The organism is Actinocatenispora rupis (assembly GCF_016861975.1).
In the GTDB taxonomy this organism is placed as follows: domain Bacteria; phylum Actinomycetota; class Actinomycetes; order Mycobacteriales; family Micromonosporaceae; genus Actinocatenispora; species Actinocatenispora rupis.
On the sequence record NZ_BOMB01000031.1, the window covers coordinates 49,169 to 75,337 of the forward strand.

Annotated in this window: 21 protein-coding genes, 3 tRNA genes and 1 pseudogene; 14 read left to right on the forward strand and 11 right to left on the reverse strand. The window is 71.9% G+C overall.

Going from position 1 to position 26,169, the window contains the following annotated elements:
• Positions 1 to 3: 3 nt before the first annotated feature.
• On the forward strand, positions 4 to 894 hold the full coding sequence (locus tag Aru02nite_RS26165; protein WP_203662211.1) for an NUDIX hydrolase: 891 nt from the start codon (positions 4 to 6) through the stop codon (positions 892 to 894).
• A 138-nt stretch (positions 895 to 1,032) separates the two neighbouring features.
• Here the strand turns inward: Aru02nite_RS26165 and Aru02nite_RS26170 are convergent.
• The 3 genes and pseudogenes from Aru02nite_RS26170 to leuC form a co-directional block, all read right to left on the reverse strand.
• Positions 1,033 to 1,524, reverse strand: a pseudogene (locus Aru02nite_RS26170) (HU family DNA-binding protein); the annotation flags it as partial.
• Between the two features lie 276 nt (positions 1,525 to 1,800).
• On the reverse strand, positions 1,801 to 2,397 hold the full coding sequence (leuD, locus tag Aru02nite_RS26175) for a 3-isopropylmalate dehydratase small subunit (protein WP_203662213.1): 597 nt from the start codon (positions 2,395 to 2,397) through the stop codon (positions 1,801 to 1,803).
• Positions 2,398 to 2,411: 14 nt separating this feature from the next.
• A complete protein-coding gene (gene leuC, locus Aru02nite_RS26180) occupies positions 2,412 to 3,806 on the reverse strand; it encodes a 3-isopropylmalate dehydratase large subunit (RefSeq protein WP_203662214.1) in 1,395 nt (464 codons plus the stop codon).
• Between the two features lie 66 nt (positions 3,807 to 3,872).
• Between leuC and Aru02nite_RS26185 the strand changes: the two genes are divergently transcribed.
• Together Aru02nite_RS26185 and Aru02nite_RS26190 are read left to right on the forward strand one after the other, a co-directional pair.
• Positions 3,873 to 4,559 (forward strand): IclR family transcriptional regulator, encoded by a 687-nt coding sequence (locus tag Aru02nite_RS26185; protein WP_203662351.1) that lies wholly within the window; start codon positions 3,873 to 3,875, stop codon positions 4,557 to 4,559.
• Positions 4,560 to 4,827: 268 nt separating this feature from the next.
• On the forward strand, positions 4,828 to 5,682 hold the full coding sequence (locus tag Aru02nite_RS26190) for a S1 family peptidase (RefSeq protein WP_203662215.1): 855 nt from the start codon (positions 4,828 to 4,830) through the stop codon (positions 5,680 to 5,682).
• A gap of 734 nt (positions 5,683 to 6,416) precedes the next feature.
• Here Aru02nite_RS26190 and Aru02nite_RS26195 read toward each other — a convergent pair.
• A tRNA-Glu gene (locus Aru02nite_RS26195) sits at positions 6,417 to 6,489 on the reverse strand.
• A 121-nt stretch (positions 6,490 to 6,610) separates the two neighbouring features.
• Positions 6,611 to 6,940 (reverse strand): hypothetical protein, encoded by a 330-nt coding sequence (locus tag Aru02nite_RS26200; RefSeq protein ID WP_203662216.1) that lies wholly within the window; start codon positions 6,938 to 6,940, stop codon positions 6,611 to 6,613.
• Between the two features lie 337 nt (positions 6,941 to 7,277).
• On the opposite strand from Aru02nite_RS26200, the gene Aru02nite_RS26205 reads away from it, so the two are divergent.
• From Aru02nite_RS26205 to Aru02nite_RS26220, 4 genes are all read left to right on the forward strand, one after another.
• Positions 7,278 to 8,969, forward strand: a complete 1,692-nt coding sequence (locus Aru02nite_RS26205) for a glycoside hydrolase family 43 protein (protein ID WP_203662217.1) — start codon at positions 7,278 to 7,280, stop codon at positions 8,967 to 8,969.
• A gap of 70 nt (positions 8,970 to 9,039) precedes the next feature.
• Positions 9,040 to 10,434, forward strand: coding sequence for an extracellular solute-binding protein (locus Aru02nite_RS26210; RefSeq protein ID WP_203662218.1), 1,395 nt, complete (start codon positions 9,040 to 9,042; stop codon positions 10,432 to 10,434).
• Positions 10,435 to 10,504: 70 nt separating this feature from the next.
• Complete coding sequence (locus Aru02nite_RS26215; protein WP_203662219.1) at positions 10,505 to 11,425, forward strand: carbohydrate ABC transporter permease; 921 nt, start codon at positions 10,505 to 10,507, stop codon at positions 11,423 to 11,425.
• 1 nt (position 11,426) lies between these two features.
• Positions 11,427 to 12,308 carry a carbohydrate ABC transporter permease gene (locus Aru02nite_RS26220; protein ID WP_203662220.1) on the forward strand — a complete coding sequence of 294 codons (882 nt, stop codon included), beginning with the start codon at positions 11,427 to 11,429 and terminating at the stop codon, positions 12,306 to 12,308.
• An 89-nt stretch (positions 12,309 to 12,397) separates the two neighbouring features.
• Here Aru02nite_RS26220 and Aru02nite_RS26225 read toward each other — a convergent pair whose 3' ends face one another.
• Entirely contained in the window at positions 12,398 to 14,167 is a 1,770-nt protein-coding gene (locus tag Aru02nite_RS26225; RefSeq protein WP_203662221.1) for a glycoside hydrolase family 2 protein, read from the reverse strand.
• A 126-nt stretch (positions 14,168 to 14,293) separates the two neighbouring features.
• Between Aru02nite_RS26225 and Aru02nite_RS26230 the strand changes: the two genes are divergently transcribed.
• The 3 genes from Aru02nite_RS26230 (at position 14,294) to Aru02nite_RS26240 (ending at position 16,977) form a co-directional block, all read left to right on the forward strand.
• On the forward strand, positions 14,294 to 15,301 hold the full coding sequence (locus Aru02nite_RS26230) for a LacI family DNA-binding transcriptional regulator (protein WP_203662222.1): 1,008 nt from the start codon (positions 14,294 to 14,296) through the stop codon (positions 15,299 to 15,301).
• A gap of 111 nt (positions 15,302 to 15,412) precedes the next feature.
• On the forward strand, positions 15,413 to 15,745 hold the full coding sequence (locus tag Aru02nite_RS26235) for a YciI family protein (protein WP_239076960.1): 333 nt from the start codon (positions 15,413 to 15,415) through the stop codon (positions 15,743 to 15,745).
• Positions 15,742 to 16,977: an RNA polymerase sigma factor gene (locus tag Aru02nite_RS26240; RefSeq protein ID WP_203662223.1), complete on the forward strand. Its 1,236-nt coding sequence runs from the start codon at positions 15,742 to 15,744 to the stop codon at positions 16,975 to 16,977. The genes Aru02nite_RS26235 and Aru02nite_RS26240 overlap by 4 nt, the downstream gene beginning before the upstream one ends.
• Before the next feature lie 1,007 nt (positions 16,978 to 17,984).
• On the opposite strand, the gene Aru02nite_RS26245 is transcribed toward Aru02nite_RS26240, so the two are convergent.
• Positions 17,985 to 18,057, reverse strand: a tRNA-Glu gene (locus Aru02nite_RS26245).
• A gap of 23 nt (positions 18,058 to 18,080) precedes the next feature.
• Positions 18,081 to 18,152: transfer RNA gene (locus tag Aru02nite_RS26250), tRNA-Gln, on the reverse strand.
• A gap of 239 nt (positions 18,153 to 18,391) precedes the next feature.
• Here Aru02nite_RS26250 and Aru02nite_RS26255 point away from each other — a divergent pair.
• On the forward strand, positions 18,392 to 18,871 hold the full coding sequence (locus Aru02nite_RS26255; RefSeq protein WP_203662224.1) for a hypothetical protein: 480 nt from the start codon (positions 18,392 to 18,394) through the stop codon (positions 18,869 to 18,871).
• Between the two features lie 884 nt (positions 18,872 to 19,755).
• Here Aru02nite_RS26255 and gltX read toward each other — a convergent pair.
• The gene (gene gltX / locus Aru02nite_RS26260; protein WP_203662225.1) at positions 19,756 to 21,243 is read right to left on the reverse strand and encodes a glutamate--tRNA ligase; all 1,488 of its coding nucleotides are present in this window, start codon (positions 21,241 to 21,243) and stop codon (positions 19,756 to 19,758) included.
• Positions 21,236 to 22,024: a fumarylacetoacetate hydrolase family protein gene (locus Aru02nite_RS26265; protein WP_203662226.1), complete on the reverse strand. Its 789-nt coding sequence runs from the start codon at positions 22,022 to 22,024 to the stop codon at positions 21,236 to 21,238. The genes gltX and Aru02nite_RS26265 overlap by 8 nt, the downstream gene beginning before the upstream one ends.
• 155 nt (positions 22,025 to 22,179) lie before the next feature.
• Here Aru02nite_RS26265 and Aru02nite_RS26270 point away from each other — a divergent pair, with 155 nt between their 5' ends.
• Positions 22,180 to 23,067 carry a 3-methyladenine DNA glycosylase gene (locus tag Aru02nite_RS26270; RefSeq protein ID WP_203662227.1) on the forward strand — a complete coding sequence of 296 codons (888 nt, stop codon included), beginning with the start codon at positions 22,180 to 22,182 and terminating at the stop codon, positions 23,065 to 23,067.
• Between the two features lie 46 nt (positions 23,068 to 23,113).
• Here the strand turns inward: Aru02nite_RS26270 and cimA are convergent, their stop codons facing one another.
• Entirely contained in the window at positions 23,114 to 24,715 is a 1,602-nt protein-coding gene (gene cimA, locus Aru02nite_RS26275; RefSeq protein WP_203662228.1) for a citramalate synthase, read from the reverse strand.
• Between the two features lie 322 nt (positions 24,716 to 25,037).
• On the opposite strand from cimA, the gene Aru02nite_RS26280 reads away from it, so the two are divergent.
• Positions 25,038 to 25,592, forward strand: a complete 555-nt coding sequence (locus Aru02nite_RS26280; protein WP_203662229.1) for a peroxiredoxin — start codon at positions 25,038 to 25,040, stop codon at positions 25,590 to 25,592.
• Positions 25,585 to 26,127, forward strand: a complete 543-nt coding sequence (ahpD, locus tag Aru02nite_RS26285; RefSeq protein WP_239076961.1) for an alkylhydroperoxidase, AhpD family — start codon at positions 25,585 to 25,587, stop codon at positions 26,125 to 26,127. Before Aru02nite_RS26280 ends, ahpD begins: the two co-directional genes overlap by 8 nt.
• The last annotated feature ends 42 nt before the right edge of the window (positions 26,128 to 26,169 follow it).

Here is a 26,169-nt window from a genome sequence, read left to right on the forward strand (position 1 = left end):
CAGGTGGTGATCCGGGCAGCGGGCGGGCTGGTCTGGCGGGAGGACCACGGCGGCGTACGGGTGGCGCTCGTGCACCGGCCCAAGTACGACGACTGGTCGCTGCCGAAGGGGAAGCTGGACCCGGGCGAGCACCCGATGCTCGCCGCCGCCCGCGAGGTCACCGAGGAGGCCGGCGTACGCGCGGTCCTGGGGCCCCGGCTGCCGTCCGTGTCGTACCGGGTGGGTGTGCCGGGCGGGTCGGACGACAAGGTGGTCGACTTCTGGGCCATGGCGGCCGGACCGACGGACGACTTCACCCCGAACGACGAGATCGACGCCGTCCGCTGGGTACGCCTGGAGTCGGTGACCGCGGCGCTCACCGACGACGACTACGCGCCGGTCGTGGCCGCGTTCGCCGCGCTGCCCCGGATCACCGCGACTGTCCTGCTGGTGCGGCACGCCAGCGCCGGTAGCCGGGACGACTGGACCGGCCCGGACGACCGCCGCCCCCTGGACGACAAGGGACGCGCGCAGGCGGCGCTGCTCGCCGACCTGCTGCCGCTGTTCGCGCCGGAACGGGCACTGACCGCCACGGTGCTGCGCTGCCGGCAGACCATCGGCCCCGCCGCGGCCCGGCTGGGCCTCACCCCGGTCGCCGAGCGCGTCTTCGACGAGACCGCGCACGCGGTGCATCCGGAACGCGCCGCCCACCGGGTACGCGAACTGGCGGGCGCCCGCGACCGGACGCTGGTGTGCAGTCAGGGCGGGCTGATCCCGGACACCGTGGCGCTGCTGGCCGACTCCGACGGCGTCCCGGTGCCGAGCGTGCGGACGCCGAAGGCGGCCGGCTGGGTACTGTCGTTCGCGGGGAGCCGGCTCATCGCCGCCGACCCGTTCAGCGTCAGGCGCCACTGAACCCCGCGCGCCCCATCCCCCGCGCCACACGACCTCGCGCACCGTCCCCTGGGTACGCGGCCTCCGGGTGCACCGCCCTCGGGTACGCGGAAGGGGCGCACCCGTTGCGGGCACGCCCCTTCCGACCTGTCGGACTCAGCGCTTGCGCGCGGTCGTCTTACGGGCGGTGGTCTTCTTCGCCGCCGTCTTCTTCGTGGCCGCCTTCTTCGCGGTCGTCTTCTTCGCGGCCGTGGTCTTCTTGGCCGCGGCGGCCTTGGCGGTGGTCTTCTTCGCCGTCGCCTTGGCCGTGGTCTTCTTCGCCGTGCTCTTGGCCGCGGTGCTCTTGGTGGCGGTCTTCTTCGCCGCGGCGACCTTCTTCTTCCCGGCCACCACGTCCTTGAACGCCTGTCCGGCACGGAACGCCGGCACCGACGTCTTCTTCACCTTGACCGCCTCACCGGTCCGCGGGTTGCGGGCGGTGCGTGCACCGCGCACCCGCTTCTCGAAGACGCCGAACCCCGCGATGGACACCTTGTCGCCCTTGGAGACGGAGCGCTGGATCTCGTCCAGCACCGCGTCGAGCGCCGCCGTCGCGGTCTTCTTGTCGCCGAGGCGACCGGTCAACTCGTCGACCAGCTCAGCCTTGTTCATTGTCCCCTCCCGAAGTCGTTGGCCCGTACGGCACGCAACGCGCGACCACCGGGGCACCAACCGCCAGCGCGGAACTGTGGTGTGGCAACGGCTTCACGGCCCCCCATGGCCAGCTCCGGCAGCCGCCGGAAGCTTTCCCCCTGTTGCCCTTTCCCTTGGGCAGCAACGGGATAGTACCCCCGGGATGTGCCGGCTGTTCGCGCCATGCCCGATTCCGGTACGGCAAAACGGCCCGGTGACCGGTCATCCGGTCGCCGGGCCGTGCCGGGACGAAACTCAGGCGGGCGTGGCGATGCGCGGCCGGAACGACGCCCGACCCGCCTCGTACGCGGTGATGTCGGCCTCGTGCCGCAGGGTCAGGCCGATGTCGTCGAGTCCCTCCATCAGCCGCCAGCGGGTGAAGTCGTCGATCGTGAAGTCCCACGCGTGACCGGCGGCGCGTACCTGGCGCGCGGCCAGGTCCACCGTGATCTCCGTACCCGGATCGGCTTCGACGGCCTGCCACAGCGTGTCCACCGCGTCCTGCGGGAGCTGTACCGGAAGCAGCCCGCCCTTGAGCGCGTTGCCGCGGAAGATGTCGCCGAAGCGCGGCGCGATCACGGCGGCGAAACCGTGGTCCTGCAAGGCCCAGACGGCGTGTTCCCGGGAGGAACCGGTACCGAAGTTGGGGCCGGCGACGAGCACCGTGCCGCCCGCGTACTCCGGCTTGTTGAGGACGAAGTCTGGGTCGTCGCGCCAGGCGGAGAACAGTCCGTCGGCGAACCCGGTGCGGGTGACCCGCTTGAGGTAGACCGCCGGGATGATCTGGTCGGTGTCCACGTCGGAACGGCGCAGCGGCACGCCGGTCCCGGTGTGGGCGGTGAACTTCTCCATCGTGTCTGCTCCCTTCACAGATCGGCCGGAGCGGCCAGGTGACCGGCGACCGCGGTGGCCGCGGCCACCTGCGGCGACACCAGATGCGTACGCCCGCCGCGGCCCTGCCGTCCCTCGAAGTTGCGGTTCGAGGTGGACGCGGAACGCTGGCCGGGCGTCAGCACGTCCGGGTTCATGCCCAGGCACATCGAGCAGCCGGCGAACCGCCACTCGGCGCCCGCGGCGGTGAACACCTCGTGCAGGCCCTCCGCCTCCGCCGCCTCGCGTACCTTGGCGGAGCCCGGAACCACGAGCATCCGTACGCCGTCGGCGACCTTCCGGCCGTTCAGCACCGACGCCGCCGCACGCAGGTCCTCCAGCCGCCCGTTCGTGCAGGAGCCGAGGAAGACGACGTCCACCGCGATGTCGCGCAGCGGCGTGCCGGCCGTCAGATCCATGTACGCCAGCGCCCGCTCGGCCGCCGACCGCTCCGAGGCGTCCTCGAACGACGCCGGGTCCGGCACGCTCGCCGACAGCGGCGCGCCCTGCCCCGGGTTCGTCCCCCAGGTCACGAACGGCTCGATCGTGCCCGCGTCGATCGTCACCTCGGTGTCGAAGGTGGCGTCGTCGTCGGTCACCAGCCCCCGCCAGTACTCCAGCGCCGCGTCCCAGTCGGCGCCGGCCGGCGCGTACTCCCGACCCTTCAGGTACGCGAAGGTGGTCTCGTCGGGTGCGACGAGTCCGGCCTTGGCGCCCCATTCGATCGACATGTTGCAGATCGTCATCCGGGCCTCCATCGAGAGGTTCCGGATCGCCTCCCCGCGGTACTCGACGATGTGGCCCTGGCCGCCGCCGGTGCCGACCTGCGCGATGAGCGCCAGGATCAGGTCCTTGGCGGTCACGCCGGGCCGCAGCTCGCCGGTGACGTTCACGGCCATGGTCTTCGGGGTGGCCTGCGGCAGTGTCTGGGTGGCCAGCACGTGCTCGACCTCGCTGGTACCGATGCCGAAGGCGATCGAGCCGAAGGCACCGTGGGTGGAGGTGTGCGAGTCGCCGCAGACGATGGTCATGCCCGGCTGGGTGGCGCCGAGCTGCGGTCCGATCACGTGCACGATGCCCTGCTGCGCGTCGCCGAGCGAGTGCAGCCGGACGCCGAACTCCTCGGCGTTCCGCCGCAGCGTCTCGACCTGCGTGCGCGACACCGGGTCGGCGATCGTGATCAGGTTGTCGGTCGGTGTGTTGTGGTCCTCGGTGGCCAGTGTCAGGTCCGGCCGTCGGACGCCACGACCCGCCATCCGCAGGCCGTCGAAGGCCTGCGGGCTGGTCACCTCGTGGACGAGGTGCAGGTCGATGTAGAGCAGGTCGGGTTCGCCCTCGGCGGACCGTACGACGTGCGCGTCCCAGATCTTCTCGGCGAGTGTGCGCCCCATCTCACTTCTCCCACGATATGGACTTCCCGAATGATGGGAGGTATGTTTCGGCTCGTGGGACAGAGTATCAGTGGTGTCGGGGTTCTCGACAAGGCCATCGTGATCCTTGAGGCATGTGTGGACGGGGCGAGCCTCGCCGAGCTCGTCGACCGCACGAAACTGCCGCGGGCCACCGCGCACCGCCTCGCGCAGGCGCTGGAGACGCACCGCATGCTGGTACGCGACCAGCAGGGCCGCTGGCGTCCCGGCCCACGCCTCGGCGAGCTTGCCAACTCCGCGCCCGACGTGCTGCTCACCGCCGCCGACCCGGTCCTCACCGCGCTCCGCGACCAGACCGGCGAGTCCGCCCAGATGTACCTGCGGCGCGCCGACGAGCGGCTGTGCGTCGCCGCCGCCGAACGGGCCAGCGGGCTCCGTGACACCGTGCCGGTCGGTTCGGTGCTGCCGATGACGGCCGGTTCCGCCGCACAGATCCTGCTCGCCTGGGAGCCGCCGGAGGCCGTGCTGCCGCTGCTGCCCCGGTGCAAGTTCACCGCCCGTACCCTCGCCGAGGTGCGTCGGCGCGGCTGGGCGCAGAGCGTCGCCGAACGCGAGGCGGGCGTGGCGTCGGTGTCCGCACCGGTGCGCGACCGTACGGGGCGGGTCATCGCCGCGGTCAGCGTGTCCGGACCGATCGAGCGGCTGGGCCGGCGACCCGGCGACCGGCACGCGATGGCCGTCGTCCGCGGCGGCCAGCGCCTCTCCGGCCTGTAGCAGGCAGCCCGGCCGGTAGCGGGAAATCCGGCCGGCAGCAGGCGATCCGGCCGGCGACCTCGGTCCGGCCCTCGTACACCGACCGGCCGTCGCGCGGCACGCGCGGCGGCCGGTTCCCGTGTGCCGGCGGGAAACCGCCACCACCACGGTTGTCCGGCATCCGATCCGCCACCTAACATAACGACCCACATCTATTCGCCGATAGCCGGCGAATACGGACCGGGTCGGCAGACGGGTCGAGCCGGTGATCCCCTGGGGAGGCCACGACATGAGACGACGACTGGCCCGGCTGCTCGCGGCCGGCACGCTGGCCGGCGCCGCGACGCTGGCCGGCGCCCTGCCGGCACACGCGGGTACGGTCGCGCCGGCGCGGCACCGGCCCACCACCACGGCGGTGTCCTTCGCGGGCACCGTGGCGCTGTCCAACTGTTCCGGCTCGGTGGTGCGGGTCGCGGACGCCGCGGACACCGACAAGGCGCTGGTGCTCACCAACGGCCACTGCCTGGAGTCGGGGATGCCGGACCCCGGCCAGGTGATCGTCGACCAGCCGTCCAGCCGTACCTTCTCGCTGCTCACCGCGGACGGCCAGGGCACCCTCGGCACCCTGCACGCCACCTCCGTCGAGTACTCGACGATGACGGACACGGACGTGACGCTGTACCAGCTCAGCGACACGTACGCGCAGATCAAGCAGGAGTACGGGATCGACGCGCTGGCGCTGTCCGCCGACCACCCCACGGCCGGGACGGACATCGCCGTGGTCAGCGGGTACTGGAAGCAGCAGTACACCTGCGCCGTCGACGGCTTCGCGTACGAGCTGCACGAGTCGGACTGGGTGTGGAAGGACTCGGTGCGCTACACCGAGCCGTGCCACGTGATCGGCGGTACGTCGGGCTCGCCGGTGGTCGACACCGCGACCGGCACCGTCGTCGCGATCAACAACACCACCAACGAGAACGGCGAACAGTGCACCCTCAACAACCCGTGTGAGGTCGACGAGAACGGCACCGTCACCGTGCACGAGGGCACCGGGTACGCCGAGGAGACCTACCTGCTGGCCCGCTGCATCACCGGCAGTACGGTAAACCTGGACGACCCGAACTGCGCGCTGCCCAAGCCGTGACCGCCACGGATCCGCGGGTACGCCCGGCGTACCCGCGGATCCGTCGTCACGCCGGACCATTGCGCCGGACCGGGTGGTGTGCCGTCAACCCCGCGCGGACATCAGGACCGCACCGCCACCACGACGGGCACCAGCGGGCACAGGCTCGCACCGACCACCCACCACCAGAAACCGCGCAACACCGTACCGATCAGCAGCCCGGACCGAGCGCAGCGAAGGCAACCACGGCAAGGCACCGAGCAAAGCGAAGGCAAGCGCAGAAAGATTCGCCGAGCGCCGCGAAGGCCTTGTCAGCAAAGCGAAACACAACGAAGCCGAGCACAGCGAGGGCCTGCCGCCAAGCCCAGCAATGCGAAGCACAGCGGGCCGGGCCGAGCGCAGCGAAGGCGCGCACGACAAGGTTCGCCGAGCGCAGCGAAGGCCGTGCCAGCACAGCGAAGCACAGCAAGGCCAGCGCAGCGACAGCCGAAGCGACGGTGCCGCCAAGCCCAGCAAGGCGAAGCACAGAAGAGTGGGCCGAGCGCAGCGAAGCCGAGCCCAGCGAAGCCGAGCGCAGCGAAGGCAAGCACAACAAGGGGCCGAGCGCAGCGAAGGCAGCACACCGCTGGGGAGCAAGGCGACGTGGGGGTGCCGGGGGCTACGCCCCCGGCGCGGGGTCTGGGGGCCGCGCCCCCAGAGCAATGCGAAACGGCCCCCACTCGCGCTCTCCGCGAGTAGAGGCCGACCAGACCGTGTAGCCCCGACCGGATTCGAACCGGCGCCGCCGCCTTGAGAGGGCGGTGTCCTAGGCCGCTAGACGACGGGGCCCCAGGTACTGCGTGGACCACTCTAGCGGGCGGCGTGGGCGGGCCGTACGGGTGGGGTCGGGGTCCGGTTTGTCCGGGTCGGCCGGCGCGTACGGGATGCCTGGCGGCGGTACCCGGGGCGGTCAGAGTTCCGTGTGGACGGGGTGTTCGGATGGTGGGCCGTCGTCGGGCAGCTCGTAGGCGACGTCTTCGGGGGGCAGGGGCAGGGTGACGGCGCCGAACGGGGAGGAGGGGCCGGCGTCGTCGGAGAGCGCCTCCTGTACGGGTCGACCGACGCGCATGCTGCCGCCGCGGCGGGATTCGCCGCCCTCGTAGAACCGTTCGTCGACGCCGAGCGGCTCGCGTTCGCCGCGCGCCGGACGGTCGCCGCGATCGGTACGCCCGCCGCGGACCTCGGGTTCGCCGTGGCCCTCGCGATCATTGCGGTCCTCGCGCTTCCAGGGCATGCGCATGCTGCTCACCTCCGCCGTCGGTGACGACGTCTCCAGTGTGCCGCTTCCGGCCGGGTCGGGGCACCGCTCGCGGCGCGTCGGCCCCGATCGGGCGAGTCGTCGACGCCCACCGCAGGCACCGTCCACCCGACCGCTTCACGACCTCCTCGGCCATCTTCCGTACCACCTGCTCGGGGGAGAGCCCCGCCGCATCGTGCTCGGGGCGGCCGTGGTGCCAGCGGTCGCCATGAGACGCCGGGTGGCGAAGTCGTACGGCGGTGGTTCGTGTCGACGGGACCGTTTCCAACGTTGTAGATTCCGGACGTTCCGCACCATCCACCTCGTAACGGAGGAGAGCATGGTCAGAATCCCCGGACGGCGCCGATCCTGGGCGCGTACCGCACTGGTCGGTGTCGCGGTGCTGCTGACGGCGCTGCTGCCGGCCGGCGCCGCCGCGAAGCCGAAGCCGCACGCCGGCGCCACGTTCGCGAACCCGGTCCGGAACACCGTGAGCGATCCGTACGTGATCCGGGCCGGCGGTTACTACTACCTGACGAGTACGGACGGCTGTGACGGCGGCTGGCTGTGCGTGTGGAAGTCGGCGACGCTGAGCGGGTTCGGTTCGGCGGAGAAGCACGCGGTGTGGCAGATCCCGTCCGGCGCGCCGAACTCGACGGAGGTGTGGGCGCCGGAGATCCACCAGATCGGCGGCACGTTCTACATCTACTACACGGCGGGAACCGGTGCGGCACACCGGATGTACGTGTTGCAGGCGACGACGTCGGACCCGACCGGCGCGTACGCGGAGGCGGACACCGGGTACCCGCACGGGCAGTTGCACGAGTCGAGCGACCAGTGGGCGATCGACCCGAGCGTGTTCCCGGCGGCGGACGGCACGCTGTACGCGGTGTGGTCGGGTTGGCGGAGCACCAGCGACACCGCGCAGCGCATCTACCTGGCGAGGATGAGCGACCCGCTGCACGTCTCGTCCGACCGGGTGGAGATCGCGGCGCCGACCCGCCCGTGGGAGACGGTCGGCAACCCGGACCAGCCGGACCAGGGCTCCGTCGGGTACTTCCCGGTCAACGAGGGGCCGGTCGGTTTCCGGCACGGCGGGAAGACCTACATCACGTACTCGGCGAGTTTCTGCGGCACCCGCAGCTACGCGGTCGGCCTGCTGACCAACGGTTCCGGCGACCTGACCGACGCGGCGTCGTGGACGAAGACCGGGCCGATCCTGAAGTACCACGGGAAGGAGATCGGGACGGCGTCGTTCGCGCCGGTCACCTCGCCGGACGGGACGGCGGACTGGTTCGTCGTGCACGACAACACGACCGGCTGCGACCCGGGCCGCCGGCTGCGCCTCCAGCCCCTGTACTGGGACGCCCGGGACGGCTCGCCGCTGCTTGGGTACCCGGTGGACGACGGGGTGCAGCTGCCGGTGCCGTCGGGGGAACCGGGTTCGGTGCCGAACACCGATCCGTACGCCTCGGGTTGGGGCGACGCGTTCGGTGACGCGGCGGAGGGCGACGCCACCGACGGCCGGCGTACCGGGGACTGGACGGTGACCGACACCCGGACGGCGAGCGTCACGACACCCGGCGGTACCGCGTGGTCCCAGCTGTTCTACGCGTCGAACCCGAACTACGAGGACTTCACGGTGTCGGCGGACGTGCGGTGGACGGCGACGGGCAGCACGTCGGCGTACCCGAAGTACGGGATCTACGCCTCGTACGCGGACCGGGCGAACCACGTGGAGGTGTTCGTGGACCGGCAGTACGGGGTGCTGGCGACGCACGCGGTGGTGCAGGGCGTCGAGCAGCCGTGGCAGAACTCGCCGCTGCCGGCGGGCTTCGATCCGGCTCAGTACCACACGATCCGGGTGGTGAAGGGCGGTCCGACGTACACGTTCCTGCTGGACGGGACGCAGGCGCAGCGGCGCACGTTCACCGGCTCGACGTTCCCGGTGCTGCTGAACGGGCAGCCGGGGCTGGTCACCGAGGACACCGCGGCGGACTACCGCAACGTCGCCGTGACCGACACGTACTGATCGGCGCTCGGTCTTTACAGGGGTTCTACAACGATGTAAAAACTGGGGCACAGTCGAGCGGGAGGTGGCGATGACCGTGCCCCGAACTTCGGACGCCGGTGGGGAACCGAGCCGTCGACGGTCCCCCACCGGTCCGTCGGGCATCAGCCGGCGCGCGGCACTCGCCGCGCTCGGCGTCGCAGGACTCGGCGCCAGTACCGGGTGCGGCTCGGTGCTCGCCGGTGTGGCCGGCACCGGACCGCCGGCCGACGCCCTCACGTACTGGAACCTCTTCACCGGTGGCGACGGCAGCCACATGGTCGAGATGGAGGACCGGTACCGCAAGCAGCACCCGGACGTCCACCTCAACGCGGTCACCCTGAGCTGGGGCACGCCGTACTACACGAAGCTGGCGCTCGCCATCCTCGGCAACCGGCCGCCGGACGTCGCCGTCACCCACCTCAGCCGGCTGCCCACCCTCGCCGCCGGCAACCTGCTCGAACCGCTGCGCGGCGACGACCTCGCCCGGCACGGCATGACCGCCGACCGCTTCACCCCGGCCGCGTGGCGGAAGGGCCAGGTCGACGGCAAGCAGTACGCGGTGCCCCTCGACACCCACCCGTTCGTCATGTTCTACAACGTCGACATCTGCCGGAAGGCCGGGCTGCTCGACGCCGACGGCCGCATCGCCCCCATCACCGGTACCGACGGGCTCGTCGCCGCGCTCGCCGCCTGCCGCAAGGTGACCGGCGCGTACGGCGGGGTGGTCAACGTCAACGCCGACCCGTCCACCTGCTGGCGCTGGTTCGACACCCTGTACGGCCAGCTCGGCGGCGAGGTGCTCGCCGACGACGGCACCCGCATCGTGCTCGACGACGCGAAGGCCGCCCAGGTACTCGCGTTCCAGCGGGAACTCACCGTCGGCCGCAAGCTCATGCCGTCCAACATCGACGGCAACGGCGTCAACCAGCTCTTCGCCAACGGCAAGGTCGGCCTGCTGTTCGACGGCGTCTGGCAGCTCCCCACGTACCAGGCGACGAAGCTGAAGTTCTCCATGGCGCCGGTGCCGAACGTCTTCGGCGGGGCGTACCACTGCTTCGCCGACTCGCACGCGCTGATCCTGCCGCGCAATGCCGGCCGCGACGCCCACCGCCGCGACACGTCGCTCGGACTCGTCCGCGGGCTGCTCGACGCGAGCATGGTGTGGGCCGAGGGCGGCCACGTGCCGGCCTGGAAGAACGTGCAGGACTCCGCCGCGTTCCGCAAACTCCGCCCGCAGTCCGAGTACGTGCCGGCCGCCGAGGCCGCCGTCTACGACCCCGCCGGCTGGTACTCGGGCGCCGGGTCCGACTTCGAGAACATCATGGGCTTCGCGGTCGCCGCCGCCGAGGCCGGCCAGATCTCGCCGGACGCCGCCGTCCGCCAGATCCGCACCAAGCTCAACGGGTACGCCAGCCGGCCCGCACCGGTGGGAGGCACCGCATGACAACGATCCCCGGCAGCTCCCCACCCAACTCGCTGCGCTCGCTGCGACGCTCCGCATCGGAGGCCGCCTCATGACGACGACCACGTTGGCGGCGCTGCCGCGTACCGAGGAGCAGACGGCGCGGGGTGACGAGGCACGGGCCGGGTGGGGGCTGCTCGCCCCGTTCGCCGTGCTGTACCTGCTGTTCCTGATCGGCCCGGCACTGTACGGGCTGGTGCTGAGCTTCTTCGACGCGAGTTCGGTCCGCACCGGGCTGGGGTCGTTCGCCGGGTTCGGCAACTACGCCGAGGCGCTCGGCAGCAGCGACTTCTGGTCGTCGATGTGGCACACCGTGCTGTTCACGCTGCTGACCACGCCACCGCTGGTGATCGTGGCGATGGGGCTGGCGATGCTGGCGGACCGGCTCAAGCACGGCCGCTGGTTCTTCCGCCTCGCCTTCTTCGCCCCGTACGTGGTGCCCGCGACGTGCGTGGCGCTCGTCTTCACCTGGATGTACACCCCGACCGGCCTGTACTCGTCGTGGCTGACGTCGGTCGGGCTGACCGCGCCGGCCTGGCTCGCCGACCCGAACTGGGCGATGATCTCCGTCGCGCTGATGACGGTGTGGTGGACGATCGGCTTCAACTTCGTGCTCTACCTCGCCGGCCTCCAGGAGATCCCGCAGGAGCTGTACGAGGCGTCCGCGGTGGACGGGGCCAGTCCCCTGGCGCAGCTGCGCCGGATCACCGTGCCGCTGCTCGGGCGTACCACGCTGCTGGTGACGATGCTGCAGATCCTCGCCTCGCTGAAGGTGTTCGACCAGATCTACCTGCTCACCTCGGGTGGCCCGAACTACGCCACCCGGCCGGTCATCGAATACATCTACGACGTCGGCTTCACCGACTTCCGCACCGGCTACGGCGCCGCCGCCTCGATGCTGTACTTCGTGGTCATCCTGGCCGTCTCCGTGGTCTGGTTCGTGGCGAACCGCCGGCTCGGCAGGAGGTCCTGACATGGCGACGCTGACGGCCACCCGTCCGGAGACCCGATCGTCCGGTACCGGCGTCGGGATCCGCAACCGGCACCGGTACTTCACCGCCTTCTGCGTGTCCGTCCTGGTGGTGTTCGCCGCGGTCTGGCTGGTGCCGCTGCTGTGGGCGGTGGACACGTCGATCCGCCCGGAGGGCGAGGTCACCACCGACCCGACGGCCTGGTTCACCTCGCATCCGACGCTCGACGCGTACCGGCACGTGTTGTCGGCGGGGCGGCTGCCGGCCTGGTACCTGAACAGCTTCCTGGTCGCGGCACTCACCGCGGCGCTGACGGTGGTGGTCTGTTCGATGGCCGGCTTCGCCGTCGCCCGGGTACGGTTCCGCGGCCGGCGGGCCGCCACCGGGCTGATCCTGGCCGGGCTGATGATCCCGCCGCAGGTGCTGATCATGCCGCAGTTCCAGGAGTTCGCCGGGCTGCACCTGCTCAACACGTACTGGGCGCTCGTGTTGCCGGCGCTGCCGACGCCGGTCGCGGTGTTCGTGTTCGCGTCGTTCTTCAGCGGGCTGCCGGGCGAACTGGTCGAGTCGGCGCGGCTGGACGGCGCCGGCTGGTTCCGCATCTACTCCCGGATCATGATGCCGCTGTGCCGGCCGGCGGTGTCCGCGGTCGTGATCTTCACGTTCGTGTGGAGCTGGAACAGTTTCCTGTGGCCGCTGCTCGTGATGACCAGTACGGACACCATGACGATCCCGGTGGGGTTGTCCGTCGTGCAGGACGCGTACGGCATCCACCAGGCGCAGGTGATGGCCTCGGCCGTACTCGGCGCGCTGCCGCTGTTCCTGGTGTTCCTGTTGTTCCAGCGCCGGATCGTGGCGGGCATCGCCAACACCGGCATCAAGTAGCGCGACGGGGCGCCGGCGGTTCGTCGCCGGCGCCCCGTCTCCGTACCGCGCGGCCGGCGCTCCCCCGTGGAGAGCGCCGGCCGCGCGCGTCACGCCCGCTCGCTGGCCGCGGTCCGGCTCTGTACGGCGCGGATCCGCGCCACATCCAGCTTCTCGGTACGGTCGAAGCGGTAGATGCCGTTCTGCTCCTGGTGCACGTCGGTCAGCTGGGTGTAGCAGTAGCCGAACATCGACGGGTCGTCGAGCAGGACGGACACCAGCCCGGCGAACCGCGCGTGGAACTCCGCCACGTCCTTCGGCCGCTCCCCGTACCCCCAGGACTCGTCGCCGTCGCCCCACCAGATCCCGCCGAACTCGCTGCAGAAGTACGGCTGCCCCCGGTACGGCAGGGACCACGGCGCGTCGCGCTCACCGACGTTCACGTACGTGCCGGCCATCTCGGCGCCGAACACCTCGGGGTCCTGCGTGTAGTTGTGCGAGTCGTACACGTCGGACTCGGCGACCCGGTGGCTGTAACCGGACGCGTCGAGTACCGGACGGGTGCTGTCCATGGCCTTGGTGGCGAGGAACATCGCGCGGGTCGTGTCGTCCAGCACGGTGATGTCGTCGGTGATGCGCTGCCGCGTCTCGTTGAGCGGGCACCAGCCGACGATCGACGGGTGCGAGTAGTCGCGTTCCAGCGCCTCCAGCCACTGCGCGACGTAGCTCGGGTCGGGCCGCTGGTTGTCGCCGTCCGGCCCGTACCCGTTGCAGCCCCAGTCGCCGAACTCGCCCCACACCAGGTAGCCGAGCCGGTCGGCGTGGTACAGGAAGCGCTCCTCGAAGACCTTCTGGTGCAGCCGGGCGCCGTTGAAGCCGGCCGCCAGGGACAGCTCGATGTCGCGGACCAGGGCCGCGTCGTCCGGCGCGGTGAGCACCCCGTCCGGGTAGTACCCCTGGTCGAGGACGAGGCGCTGGAACACGCGGCGACCGTTGAGCCGCAAGGAGTTCCCGTCGATCGACACCGACCGCAGCCCCGCGTAGCTGTCGGCCGCGTCGACGACCGCGCCGGCCGCGTCGAGCAGTTCCAGGCGGATCCCGTACAGGTGCGGGTCGCCGGGCAGCCACTCCCGCACCCGCCCCTCCGGTACGGCCAGGGTCAGCCGCGGCGCGAGGTCCAGGTCGGCACGTACCTCGGCGGTGGTGACGGTGCCGGCGTCGTCGGTGAGCGTGGCCCGGACGCGGTGACCGGTACGGTTCGCCGACAGCGGCAGTTCCAGGTGGAACGCGCCGGCGGCGAGGTCCGGCGTGATCCGCGGGCGGCGCAGGTGCACCTCGGGCACCGGCTCCGCCCACACCGTCTGCCAGATCCCCGTCGTACGGGTGTAGTCGCAGTCGTGGTTGGCGTACTCGGTGGACTGCTTGCCGCGGGCCTGCGGACCGGACTTGGCGTCGCGGGCGCGGACCACGACGACCGCCCGCTCCCCCGGCCCGGCCACGCCGGACAGGTCGACGGTGAAGCCGGTGAAGCCGCCCCGGTGCCGGCCGACCTCGGTGCCGTTGACCCAGACGGTGGTGTCGTGGTCGACGGCCTGGAAGTGCAGCAGCACCCGGCGGCCGGCCCACCCGGCCGGGAACTCGACCTCCCGCCGGTACCAGACGGCGTGGTGGAAGTCGGTGTCGCCGATCCCGGACAGCTCGGACTCCGGGCAGAACGGCACGACGATCCGGTCGGACAGCTCGCGGTCGGTCAGCCCGCGGGCGAGACCGCTGTCGCCGCGGTCGGTCTCGAACCCCCACGTACCGTTGAGGTTGAGCCAGTCGGTCCGGACGAACTGCGGCCTCGGGTACTCGGGCCGCGGAACACTGCTCGACACCATGATTCTCCTTGCGCGGTACGCGATTCGGCGGATCGTCGGGCAGTCTATTACATCGTTGTAAATGCGCCCGGGTGACGAGGCTCTCCCGGGCCGGGGATACGCTGCGGGGTCCACGGGGAGGTGCCGGTGCCACCGAAGCTCAGAGACGTCGCGGAACGCGCCGGCGTGTCCGTCAAGACGGTCTCCAACGTCGTCAACGGGTACGTCCACGTCAAGGACGCCACCCGCGACAGGGTCCAGCGCGCCATCGACGAGCTCGGCTACCGTCCCAACCTGACCGCGCGTTCGCTGCGCTCCGGCCGCAGCGGCGTCCTCGCCCTCGCCGTACCGGAACTCGACGTGCCGTACTTCGCGGAGCTGGCGCGGCTCGTCGTCGAGACCGCCGCCGACCGCGGGTACACGGTCGTCATCGACCAGACCGGCGGCGGCCGCGAGCAGGAGATGGTGGTACTCAAGGGGATCCGCAGCCACTTCGTCGACGGTGTCCTGTTCAGCCCGCTCGCGCTGTCCGCCGCCGACCTGCGGGCCCGCACCGACCGCGCCCCCCTCGTACTGCTCGGCGAGCGCGCCCCGCGCGGGCCCGACGACCACGTCGGCATCGACAACGTACGGGCCGCGCGGGACGCCACCGAGCACCTCGTCGCCATCGGCTGCCGGCGGATCGCCGCCATCGGCGCGCAGACCGGCGGACCCGGCGCCACCGCCCGGCAACGCCTCAGCGGCTACCGCGCCAGCCTCACCGAGGCGGGCCTGCCGTACGACCCGGACCTCGTCGTACCGGCGCGGAGCTTCCACCGGGCCGACGGCTTCGCCGCGATGGCCGCCCTGCTCGCCCTGCCCGACCCGCCGGACGGCGTGTTCTGCTTCAACGACCCGCTCGCCCTCGGCGCCCTGCGCTGCCTCGCCACCCGCGGCATCCGGGTGCCGCAGGACGTCGCCGTCGTCGGCTTCGACGACGCCGAGGACGGCCGCTACAGCACCCCGAGCCTGTCCACCATCGCCCCGGACAAGCCGACCATCGCCACCACCGCCGTCGACTTCCTCCTCGCCCGCATCGACGGCACCGCGCCCACCGGCCCCCGCCGTACGACGGCGCCGCACACCCTCGTCCCCCGCGAGTCCACCGACCGCTGACGTTTCTCGCCGATTCCGTACCCGCGAGCTTCCCCGGTGGTGTCGGATCGGGGCCGGGGCGTTCGTGGCAGGGGTGAGGGCCGCCCACCGGGGCACCCGCGACCACGGGAGATGATCACGATGCAGTACCTGCTCTCCGTACTCGACGTCGACGCCGGCACCGCCACCCCGGACGAGATGGCCGCCATCGACACGTTCAACGAGCGGCTCAGGTCCGCGGGCCACTGGGTCTTCGCCGGCGGCCTCGCCGCGCCCGACACCGCCACCGTCGTCGACAACCGCGACGGCGCCGCACTCGTCACCGACGGCCCGTACCTGGAGTCGAAGGAGTACCTGGCGGGGTTCTGGATCATCCGGGCGGCGGACCTGGACGTGGCGCTCGCGCTCGCCAGCGACGGGTCGCGGGCCTGCAACCGCCGCGTCGAGGTACGTCCGTTCCGGTGAACACGGTCGACGCCGGGGCGGCGATCACCCGGGCCCACCGCGCCGAATGGGCCCGCATCGTCGCCGCCCTGGCCAAACGGTTCGGCGATCTCGACATCGCCGAGGAAGCCACCGCCGAGGCGTACGCGACGGCGGTCGAACGGTGGCCGGCCGACGGCGTACCGCCGAATCCCGGTGGGTGGCTGACCACGACCGCCACCCGCCGGGCCATCGACCGGATCCGGCGCGAACGGAAACGCGCCGACAAGTACCGGGAGGCCTGGATGGTGGCGGACGACGGACCGGCCGAGCCCGTCGGCGCCATCGACGACGACCGGCTGCGGCTGATCTTCACCTGCTGCCATCCCGCGCTCGCCGCGGAGGCCCGGGTGGCGTTGACGCTGCGCCTGGTCGGCGGCCTGACCGTCGCCGAGATCGCCCGCGCGTTCCTGGTGCAGGAGAACACGATGGGGCGGCGCATCACCCGCGCCAAGGCCAAGATCGCCGCGGCGCGCATCCCCTACCGCGTGCCCTCCGCGGCCGACCTCCCCGCCCGCGTCTCCGGCGTCCTCGCCGTCCTGTTCCTCGTCTTCAACGAGGGCTACCTCTCCACCGGCCCCGACACCGACCCGGTACGCCACGACCTGACCGCCGAGGCCATCCGCCTCACCCGTACCCTGCTGCCCGCCGACGGCGAGGTCACCGGGCTGCTCGCGCTGATGCTCCTCACCGAGGCCCGCCGCGACGCCCGGATCGCCGCCGACGGCACCCTCGTCCCCCTCGCCGAACAGGACCGCGGCGCCTGGCACACCGCACTCATCGCCGAAGGCCACCACCTGGTACGCCAGCGTCTCGCCACCGGTGAACCGCCCGGCCGCTACCAGATCCTCGCCGCCGTCAACGCCGTCCACACCTCCGCCCGCGACGCCCGCGACACCGACTGGGCCCAGATCGTCGCCCTCTACGACCACCTCGTACGCCTCGACCCGTCGCCGATCGTCGCCCTCAACCGTGCCGTCGCCGTCGCCGAACTCGACGGCCCCGACGTGGCCCTCGCCACCGTCGACCGCCTCGCCGAGCCACTCGCCGGGTACCACGCCTACCACGCCACCCGCGCCGACCTGCTCCGCCGCCTCGGCCGCAGCCACGAGGCGCGCGCCGCGTACGACCGGGCCATCGCCCTCGCCGGCAACACCGCCGAAACCGCCCACCTCACCCGCCGCCGCGCCCAACTCGCACCCCCACCCCCCTGACCCGCACCACACCAGACCCCAAGCACCCCAACCCATCCCGCCCCGCACGCCACCCGCGCCCAGCCCGCCGCGCAAGACCCGAACCCTGACCCTGCGACAACAACGCGCCAGGCCGACCGCAGCGCAACCAAGCCCAACAAGCCGGAAGTACCGAGCCGGCACCCTGCCGTAGCCAAGCCCGGACACGGGCCGACCGCACCGAGTACGCCCGCGAAAGGCCAAGTACCACAAGGCAACTGGACACACCAACGCCATCAGCGCAGCGAGCGAGCGCAACGGGCGAGCACAGCGAGCGAGCGCAACGGGCGAGCGCAACGGGCCCAGCGCGGCGAAGGCCGATGACGACAGAGCAAGGCGCAAACAGAGCCGAGCGCAGCCGAGGCCACCAACGACCGCCCAGCAAGCTGAGCCGAGTGCAGCGAGGGCGAAGCAAGGGCGGCGCATGGTCGAGCGCAGCGAAGGCCGTGCCAGCACAGCACAGCACAGCAAGACCGAGCACAGCGAAGCCCGGCGCAACCATGCCGCCGAAAACAGCCAAGGCGAGTACAACAAGATGGCCAGCACGCCAACCAAGCGCAACAAGGTTGGCCGAGCGCAGCGAATGCCGTGCGACAGCGCCTTCAAACGGAGCACAGCGAGCGCAGTGCGGCGCGCCGAGCGCAGCGACGGCATGCGCGGCAAGGCACCGAGCACAGCGAAGCCAAGCCCAGCAACGTGCCGAGCACAGCGAAGCACAGCAAGGCCGAGCGCAGCGAGGCCCAGTAGGCAAGCCGAAGCACAGAACAGTGGGCCGAGCCCAGCGAAGCCGAGCCCAGCGAAGCCGAGCGCAGCGAAGGCAGCACAGCAAGGGGCCGAGCGCAGCGAAGGCAGCACACCGCTGGGGAGCAAGGCGACGTGGGGGTGCCGGGGGCTACGCCCCCGGCGCGGGGTCTGGGGGCCGCGCCCCCAGAGCAATGCGAAACGGCCCCCACTCGCGCTCTCCGCGAGTAGAGGCCGACCAGACCGTGTAGCCCCGACCGGATTCGAACCGGCGCCGCCGCCTTGAGAGGGCGGTGTCCTAGGCCGCTAGACGACGGGGCCCTAGGGTGGTGCGCGGACAGTTGCTGGGGTACCAGGACTCGAACCTAGACTAACTGGGCCAGAACCAGTCGGGCTGCCAATTACCCCATACCCCATCGGTGCCCGCGCACCGGAGTGAACTGTACATGACCGGGTTCGCGGGCCCCAAACCAGGGGCGTGGTGGCGCGCTGTCGTGGTGGGCGGGTCCGGTGGGGTACGTCCGGGCGTCGGGTCGGCGTGCCCGTTTCGGCTGGTGGGTACGGCGGCGGCGGGGTCGTACCGGCCCGTCGGGTTGCGGCCAGAACGGGCGGCGGACGGCGGGATGGCCGGCGGCGCTGCCCGTACTCTCGGGTCATGACGGGTTGCGGGGCGTCGGGTGTCCGGGCTCGTGCGGGGTTCCTGGTTCGTGGCGAGCCCGTCCTGTTCGTGGTGCTGACGGTGGTGTCGTGCTGGGCCGCGTACTCGTTCGCGCACGACGTCGACCGGATGGCCCGGGACTGTGGCGGCGGTTCGTGCGCCTCGAACGACGTGCGCGGGCTCACGCTGCCGCTGGCGATCATGAGCGGGCTGGCGGCGGGGGCGGCGGGCGTGTCGACGCTCGGGCTGACCGCGCCGGGTGTGGCGCTGGCGGCGTTCGGCGCGGGGTTGCGGGGCGGGACACGGGCCGCGGTGGCGGACGGGTTCACGCCGGCGCAGACGGTGGGCTTCCCGACCACCGCCGCCGTGGTACTGCTGGTGGCGGGCGCGCTGGTGACCGTCGCGGGTCTAGCGGTACGCCTGCGCGGCCTTGCCACCCGCCGCCGCGCGACCGGCGGCAGCGGCCCGAACCGGTGAGCCGCGGCCAGCACCGACCCGCCCGGGTGGCACGGAACCGCCCGGCGGCATCGAACTGCCCGGCGGCGCCGACGGCGGCCGCGACGACCAGCAGCGGGATGGTCAGGCACGTGCGGTTGTAGACCGCCTGCACGAGGCTGCCGTCGAACCACCGGTACCGGACCGGCAGGCCGCCGGGGACGCCGAACCAGATCAGCGAGTCGGCGAAGCAGCCCGGCGCGCTCGTCGGCGGTCAGCAGTGCGTCGTCCACCTCTGGCACGTACGACGAGACGTCGGCCAGCAGCGGCCCCCACCGCCCGGCAGCCGCACCATGTCACTCACGCTCGCGCCGCGGTGGCCAGGTCACCGGGCGGTGCGGACGGCGCCGGTCCAGAGACCGATCCGCCGGCGTACACCGGAACCGAGAACGCCCAGCCCGGCGAGCACCGGCACCGCGACGCTCGGACCCGCGGTCACCTGGATGCGTGGCCCGGCCACACCGGAAACGCCCGCGCCGCACCAGCAACGCGCGCACCCGCCACGCCGGACGCCCGCGCCACGCCGAAACGCCGCGACACCCTGGAAACGTTGCGCCGCACCGGAAAGCCCGGCCACGCCGCGGACACCCACGCCACACCGGATACGCCCGCGCCGCACCGGACACGCTGCGACATCCCGGAAACGTTGCGCCGCACCGGAAACGCCCGCGCCGCGGGCACCCGCCGCGCCATAACGAGAGCCCGCGCCGAAACGCACCGTTGAACGGGAACCCGTACCGAAGGCGGGCGCCACGCCGAAGGCACGGCGCCCGCAAGGAGGCGGCCCGGAACCCAAGCGGCCGGGGCCTGAGCGGCCCGGTACCCAAGCGGCCCGGAGCCCGAGGGTTCCGGGCCGCGACGGACGGTCAGCCCGCGGTCGTACGGGCGGCTCGTAGCCGGGCCAGGGAGCGGTCGCGTCCGAGCAGCTCCATCGACTCGTACAGCGGGGGCGAGACGGTACGGCCGGTGACGGCGACGCGTACCGGGGCGAATGCCTTGCGGGGCTTGAGCCCGAGCCCGTCGACGAGCGCGGTCTTGAGCGCGTCCTCCAGGGCCGGCGCGGTCCAGTCGGGCAGCGGTTCGACGGCGGCGAGCGCGGCGTCGAGTACCGGGGCGGCGTCGGGGCCGAGTGCCTTGGCGGCGGCGTCCGGGTCGGGTACCAGGTCCTCGACGAACAGGAAGCCGAGCATGTCGGGGGCCTGGCCGAGGGTCTGCACCCGCTCCTGGATGAGGGGCGCGGCGGCGGCGATCACGGCGCGCTGCTCGTCGGTCGGCGTGACGAGCCCGGCGTCCGCCAGGTACGGCGTGATGCGGGCGGCGAAGTCGTCCGGGGTGAGCAGCCGTACGTGCGCGGCGTTGATCGCGGCCATCTTCTTCGGGTCGAACCGGGCCGGGTTGACGTTGACGTCGGTGATGTCGAACGCCTCGACGAGTTCGGCGGGGCTGAAGACGTCGCGGTCGGGGGCGATGGACCAGCCGAGCAGCGCCAGGTAGTTGACGACGCCCTCGGGCAGGTACCCCTCCCGCCGGTACTGGAAGAGGTCGCTCTTGGGGTCGCGCTTGGAGAGCTTCTTGTTGCCCTCGCCCATCACGTACGGCAGGTGGCCGAACTGCGGGGTGCGCTCGGCGACGCCGATCTCGACGAGCGCCCGGTACAGGGCGAGCTGGCGCGGGGTGGACGGCAGCAGGTCCTCGCCGCGCAGTACGTGGGTGATCTTCATCAACGCGTCGTCGACCGGGTTGACCAGCGTGTACAGCGGGTCGCCGGTGCCGCGGACGATCACGAAGTCGGGCACCGAGCCGACCTTGAACGTGACCTCGCCGCGTACCAGGTCGGTCCAGGTCAGGTCCTCGTCGGGCATCCGCAGCCGCAGCGACGGCACCCGGCCCTCGGCCCGGTACGCGGCCTTCTGCTCGTCGGTCAGGTCCCGGTCGGCGTTGTCGTACCCGAGCTTGGGGTCGCGGCCGGCGGCCTTGTGCCGCGCCTCGATCTCCTCGGCGGTCGAGAACGACTCGTACGCGTAGCCGCCCTCGACCAAGCGGTTCGCCACGTCGGCGTAGATCTCGCGCCGCTGGCTCTGCCGGTACGGCTCGTACGGGCCGCCGATCTCGGGGCCCTCGTCGTAGTCCATGCCGAGCCACGCCATCGCGTCGAGGAGCATCCGGTAGCTCTCCTCGGAGTCGCGCGCGGCGTCGGTGTCCTCGATCCGGAAGACGAGCTTGCCGCCGGTGTGCCGGGCGTACGCCCAGTTGTAGAGGCCGGCGCGCATCAGGCCGACGTGCGGGGTGCCGGTCGGCGACGGGCAGAAACGCACCCGGATGTCGGCGCCGGTCGGTACGGAGTGCTCAGTCAAGGTCCACCACCGGGTTGCTCAGGGTGCCGATGCCGTCGATCGTGACCGTCACCGTGTCGCCGTCGACCAGCGGGCCGACGCCGGCGGGCGTACCGGTCAGGATCACGTCACCGGGCAGCAGCGTCATCACGTGCGACACGTACGAGACGAGGGTCGGGATGTCGAAGATCATGTCCCGGGTACGGCCGCGCTGCCGGACCGCGTCGCCGACCGTGCAGGTCACCTCGACGTCGGAGACGTTCGCGTCGGTGTCGATCCACGGGCCGATCGGGCAGAACGAGTCGAACCCCTTGGCGCGGGTCCACTGCCCGTCGCTGCGCTGCAGGTCGCGCGCGGTGACGTCGTTCGCGCAGGTGTACCCGAAGATCGCGGCGGGCGCGGTGGCCCGGTCGACGCGGCGGGCGCCGGTCATGCCGATCACGACGGCCAGCTCGGCCTCGTGCTCGACCCGCTTCGACTGGGTGGGCAGGCGGATCGCGTCGCCGGGCCCGACGACCGAGGTCGACGGCTTCAGGAACAGCAGCGGCTCCGTCGGTACCTCGGCCTGGTGCTCGGCGGCGTGTTCGGCGTAGTTGCGGCCGACGCACACCACCTTGCTCGGCAGGATCGGCGACAGCAGCCGGACGTCGGAGAGCGCCCAACGCTGCCCGGTGGTCTGCACCCGCCCGAAGGGCAGCCCCTCGATCTGGGCGACGGTCAGCCCCTCCGTCCCCGCGCCGGGGTCGCCCTCGACCACCCCGAACGACATGCCGCCGCTGTGGGCGAACCGTGCGATACGCACAACACAACCTTCCGTCGAGGTCCGCGGCCGGTCAGCGCCCGCCGCGGAGCGAATTGCCTTCTGGAGAATCTAACGGTCCGCAACCGGACCACGTCGACGGGATGAGCCGCCGCCCGCCGGTCGGCGTACGCACCGGCCGCTGGCAGACTGGGTGCATGTCCGCACCGCCGAACGCCACGTACCGGGTGGTGCTGTCCGCGGCGGAGTGGCGCGGCCGGCGCGCGGCGCACGAGCGGCGGATCGACGGCTGGACCGCCCCGCACCTGGCCCGGCGCCGGAAGGGCGCCCGGCACCCCGTCGAGGACTTCCTCTTCACGTACTACTCGTACCGTCCCGCGCAGTTGCGGCGCTGGCATCCCGGTGCGGGCGTCCTGCTGGACGGCGCCACCGCGGCCGAGGCCGGCCCGCAGTACGTGGCGGTCGACGGCGGCGCCGTGCTGGACGCGGCCGAACTGCTGGCCCGGCGTACCGGGACGGTCGGGTGGGTGCGTGACCTGCTGGTGCGTACGGCGGGGCGACCGGCGCAGTTCGGGTGCTTCGGGCTGCACGAGTGGGCGATGGTGTACCGGCAGGGCGCCGAGGAGCTGCGGCACGCCGGCTGGCCGCTGCGGCTGTCCCCCGCCGAGACCGACGCCGTCGTCGCCGAGCGCGGCGTACGGTGCAGCCACTTCGACGCGTTCCGGTTCTTCACCGAGCCGGCCCGCCCGCTCAACGTGCTGCAACCGACCCGGGAACGGCAGGCCGAGCTGGAGCAGCCCGGCTGCCTGCACGCCACCATGGACCTCTACAAGTGGGCGTACAAGCTGTCCCCGCTGGTGGACAGCGACCTGGTGGCGGACTGCTTCGCGCTGGCCCGCCAGGTCCGCGAGATCGACATGCGCGCCTCGCCGTACGACCTGTCCGCGCTGGGCTACCGGCCGATCCCGATCGAGACGCCCACCGGCCGGGCGGAGTACGCGGCGGCCCAGCGCGCCATGTCCGAGCGCGCCGCACCGTTGCGCGAACGCCTCGTCGCCGCCTGCGACGCGCTGCTCCCGGCCTGACGGGACACACCGCCGGGCCAGCCCGACCCGGCGGTACGACCCGCGGTCAGCTCCCGGCGCGCGCCGGCTCGGCGTTGCGCACCCCGTACGTGAGGGCGTCGACGAGCGCGTGCCAGCTCGCCTCCACCACGTTCTCGTGTACGCCGACGGTGGTCCAGTTGTGCTGCTCGCCGCCGGACTCGACGAGTACCCGGGTGACGGCGCCGGTGCCGTGGCTGCCCTCCAGGATCCGTACCTTGTAGTCCCGGAGGTCCACTGTGGACAGTCCCGGGTAGTGCCGGACCAGCGCGGCGCGCAGCGCGGCGTCGAGCGCGTTGACCGGACCGTTGCCCTCCCCGGTCGCGATCACCCGCTCGCCGCGCACCCGTACCTTGACGGTCGCCTCGCTGACCACGGCGCCGTCCTCCCGATGCTCCACGATCACCCGGTACGACTCCAGCGTGAACGGGCGCGCCGGCCCGCCGTCGAGCGCGGCGCGTACCAACAGTTCGAAGGACGCGTCGGCGGCCTCGAACGACCAGCCCTCCGCCTCCTTGCGCTTCACCTGCTCGGTGACCGCCGACAGCACGTCCGGCCGGCCGGCCAGGTCCAGGCCGAGCTCGCGACTTTTCAGCTCGACGCTGGCCCGGCCGGCCATCTCGGTGACCAGGATGCGCATGTCGTTGCCGACGATGGCCGGATCGACGTGGTTGTACAGATCCGGGTCCACCTTGATCGCGCTCGCGTGCAACCCCGCCTTGTGGGCGAAGGCGCTGGCCCCGACGTACGCCTGGTGGGTGTCGGGGGCGATGTTCGCGATCTCCGCGATGGCGTGCGAGACGCGCACCATCTTCTCCAGGCACCCGTCCGGTAGGACCTTGTGCCCGAGCTTCGTGGTGAGGTTGCCGATGATGGCGAAGATGTCGGCGTTGCCGGGCCGCTCGCCGTACCCGTTGGCGGTGCCCTGCACGTGCATCGCGCCGGCCTCGACCGCGGCGATGGTGTTCGCCACCGCGCAGGAGGTGTCGTTCTGCGCGTGCATGCCCAGTCGCGGCGACCCGCCCAACTTCTCGCGTACCTCGGTGACGGTGCGGGCCACCCCGGACGGCAGCATCCCGCCGTTGGTGTCGCACAGCACCACCACGTCCGCACCCGCGGCGAACGCCGTCCGCACCACCTCCAGCGCGTACCCGGGGTCCGCGGCGTACCCGTCGAAGAAGTGCTCGCAGTCGAGGAACACCCGGCGGCCGGCGGCGACGAAGTGCGCGACGGTGTCGCCGACCATGGCGAGGTTCTCCTCGCGACTGGTACGCAGGGCCCGCTCAACGTGCCGTACGTCGGACTTCGCGACGAGGCACACCGCCGGCGTCTCCGCGTCCATCAGCGCGCGTACCTGCGGGTCGTCGGCCACCCGCGCGCCGGCCTTGCGAGTCGCGCCGAAGGCGACGAGCTCGGCGTGCCGGAGGTCGAGCTCGGTACGGGCGCGGGCGAAGAACTCGGTGTCCTTGGGCATCGCGCCGGGCCAGCCGCCCTCGATGAACCGCACGCCGAGTTCGTCCAGCAGGCCGGCGACGGCGAGCTTGTCGGTGACCGAGTAGCTGACGCCCTCGCGCTGGGCACCGTCGCGCAGCGTCGTGTCGAACAGGTGGAACTCGTCGGCGGATCGCATGGTGTCTGTCCTCCCGGGGAGGTCGAAGTGTGTGCTCGCGGCGGATCGGGCCCGGAAAACGAAAAGACCCCCCGGGTCACGGGAGGTCTGCGCGCTGGCTCGACGGATGCGTCGGCGTGCGCGCTAGGTGCCAATAATCAGGCCGCAGAGGATCCGGGTCACGTCCGCCACCTTGCCACCACCGTCCGTCTCGTGGTGAGTCCATCCCAGATTTCGGGCAGCCTCGTGATCGACCTCACCTCCAGGTCACCGGCCCGCGGCCACCCCGGACCCACCCTTAATCTGGAACGGATCCAGTTAAGTAACCCGGCAAGGAGGCCGTGTGCTCACCATCGGTGACCACTTCCCCGAGTACGACCTGACCGCGTGCGTCTCGCTCGACGCGGACAGCGCGTTCGCGCAGATCGACCAGAAGACCTACGAAGGCAAGTGGCGCGTCGTCTTCTTCTGGCCCAAGGACTTCACGTTCGTCTGCCCGACCGAGATCGCCGAGTTCGGCCGGCTCAACGACGAGTTCGCCGACCGGGACGCGCAGGTGCTCGGCGTCAGCGTGGACTCCGAGTTCGTCCACCACGCGTGGCGCAAGGACCACCCGGACCTCCGCGACATCCCGTTCCCGATGCTCGCCGACTCCCGGCACGAACTCTCGGCCGCGTGCGGCGTACTCGGCGACGACGGCTTCGCGCAGCGCGCGACGTTCATCGTGGACCAGAACAACGAGATCCAGTTCGCCATGGTCACCGCCGGGTCCGTCGGCCGCAACGTCACCGAGGTCCTCCGGGTACTCGACGCGTTGCAGACCGACGAGCTGTGCCCCTGCAACTGGAACAAGGGCGGCGAGACGCTGGACGCCACGAAGCTGCTGGCAGGTGCCTGAGGTGGGGCTCGACGCGCTCCGGGCCGCGCTTCCGGAGTACGCGAAGGACACCCGGCTCAACCTCGGCTCGGTGCTGGGCACCAGCCAGGCACCGGACCAGCAGGTCTGGGGCGCCGCGGTGGCCTGCGCGATCGCCGCGGGCAACGCCACCGTCGTACGCGAGATCGTGGCCGAGGCGCTCGACCGACTCAAGCCCGAAGTGGTCGACGCCGCCAAGGCCGCGGCCTCGGTCATGGCCATGAACAACGTGTACTACCGGGCCAAGCACCTGATCGGCGACGACGCGTACCAGTCGCTGCCGGCGCGGTTGCGGATGTCCGTGATCGGCCGCCCCGGCGTCGACAAGGTCGACTTCGAACTGTGGTGCCTGGCGGTCAGCGCGGTCAACGGCTGCGGCACCTGCCTGGAGTCGCACGAGCGGACGCTGCGCGAGGCGGGCGTCTCCCGGGACACCGTGCACGACGCGCTGCGTGTCGCGTCCGTCGTGGCCGCCGCCGCGACGACGCTCGCGGCCGAGGAGGCCCTCACCGCCTGACGGCGCCGTACGACCCGACGCCCCCGGTACCCACTCGGTACC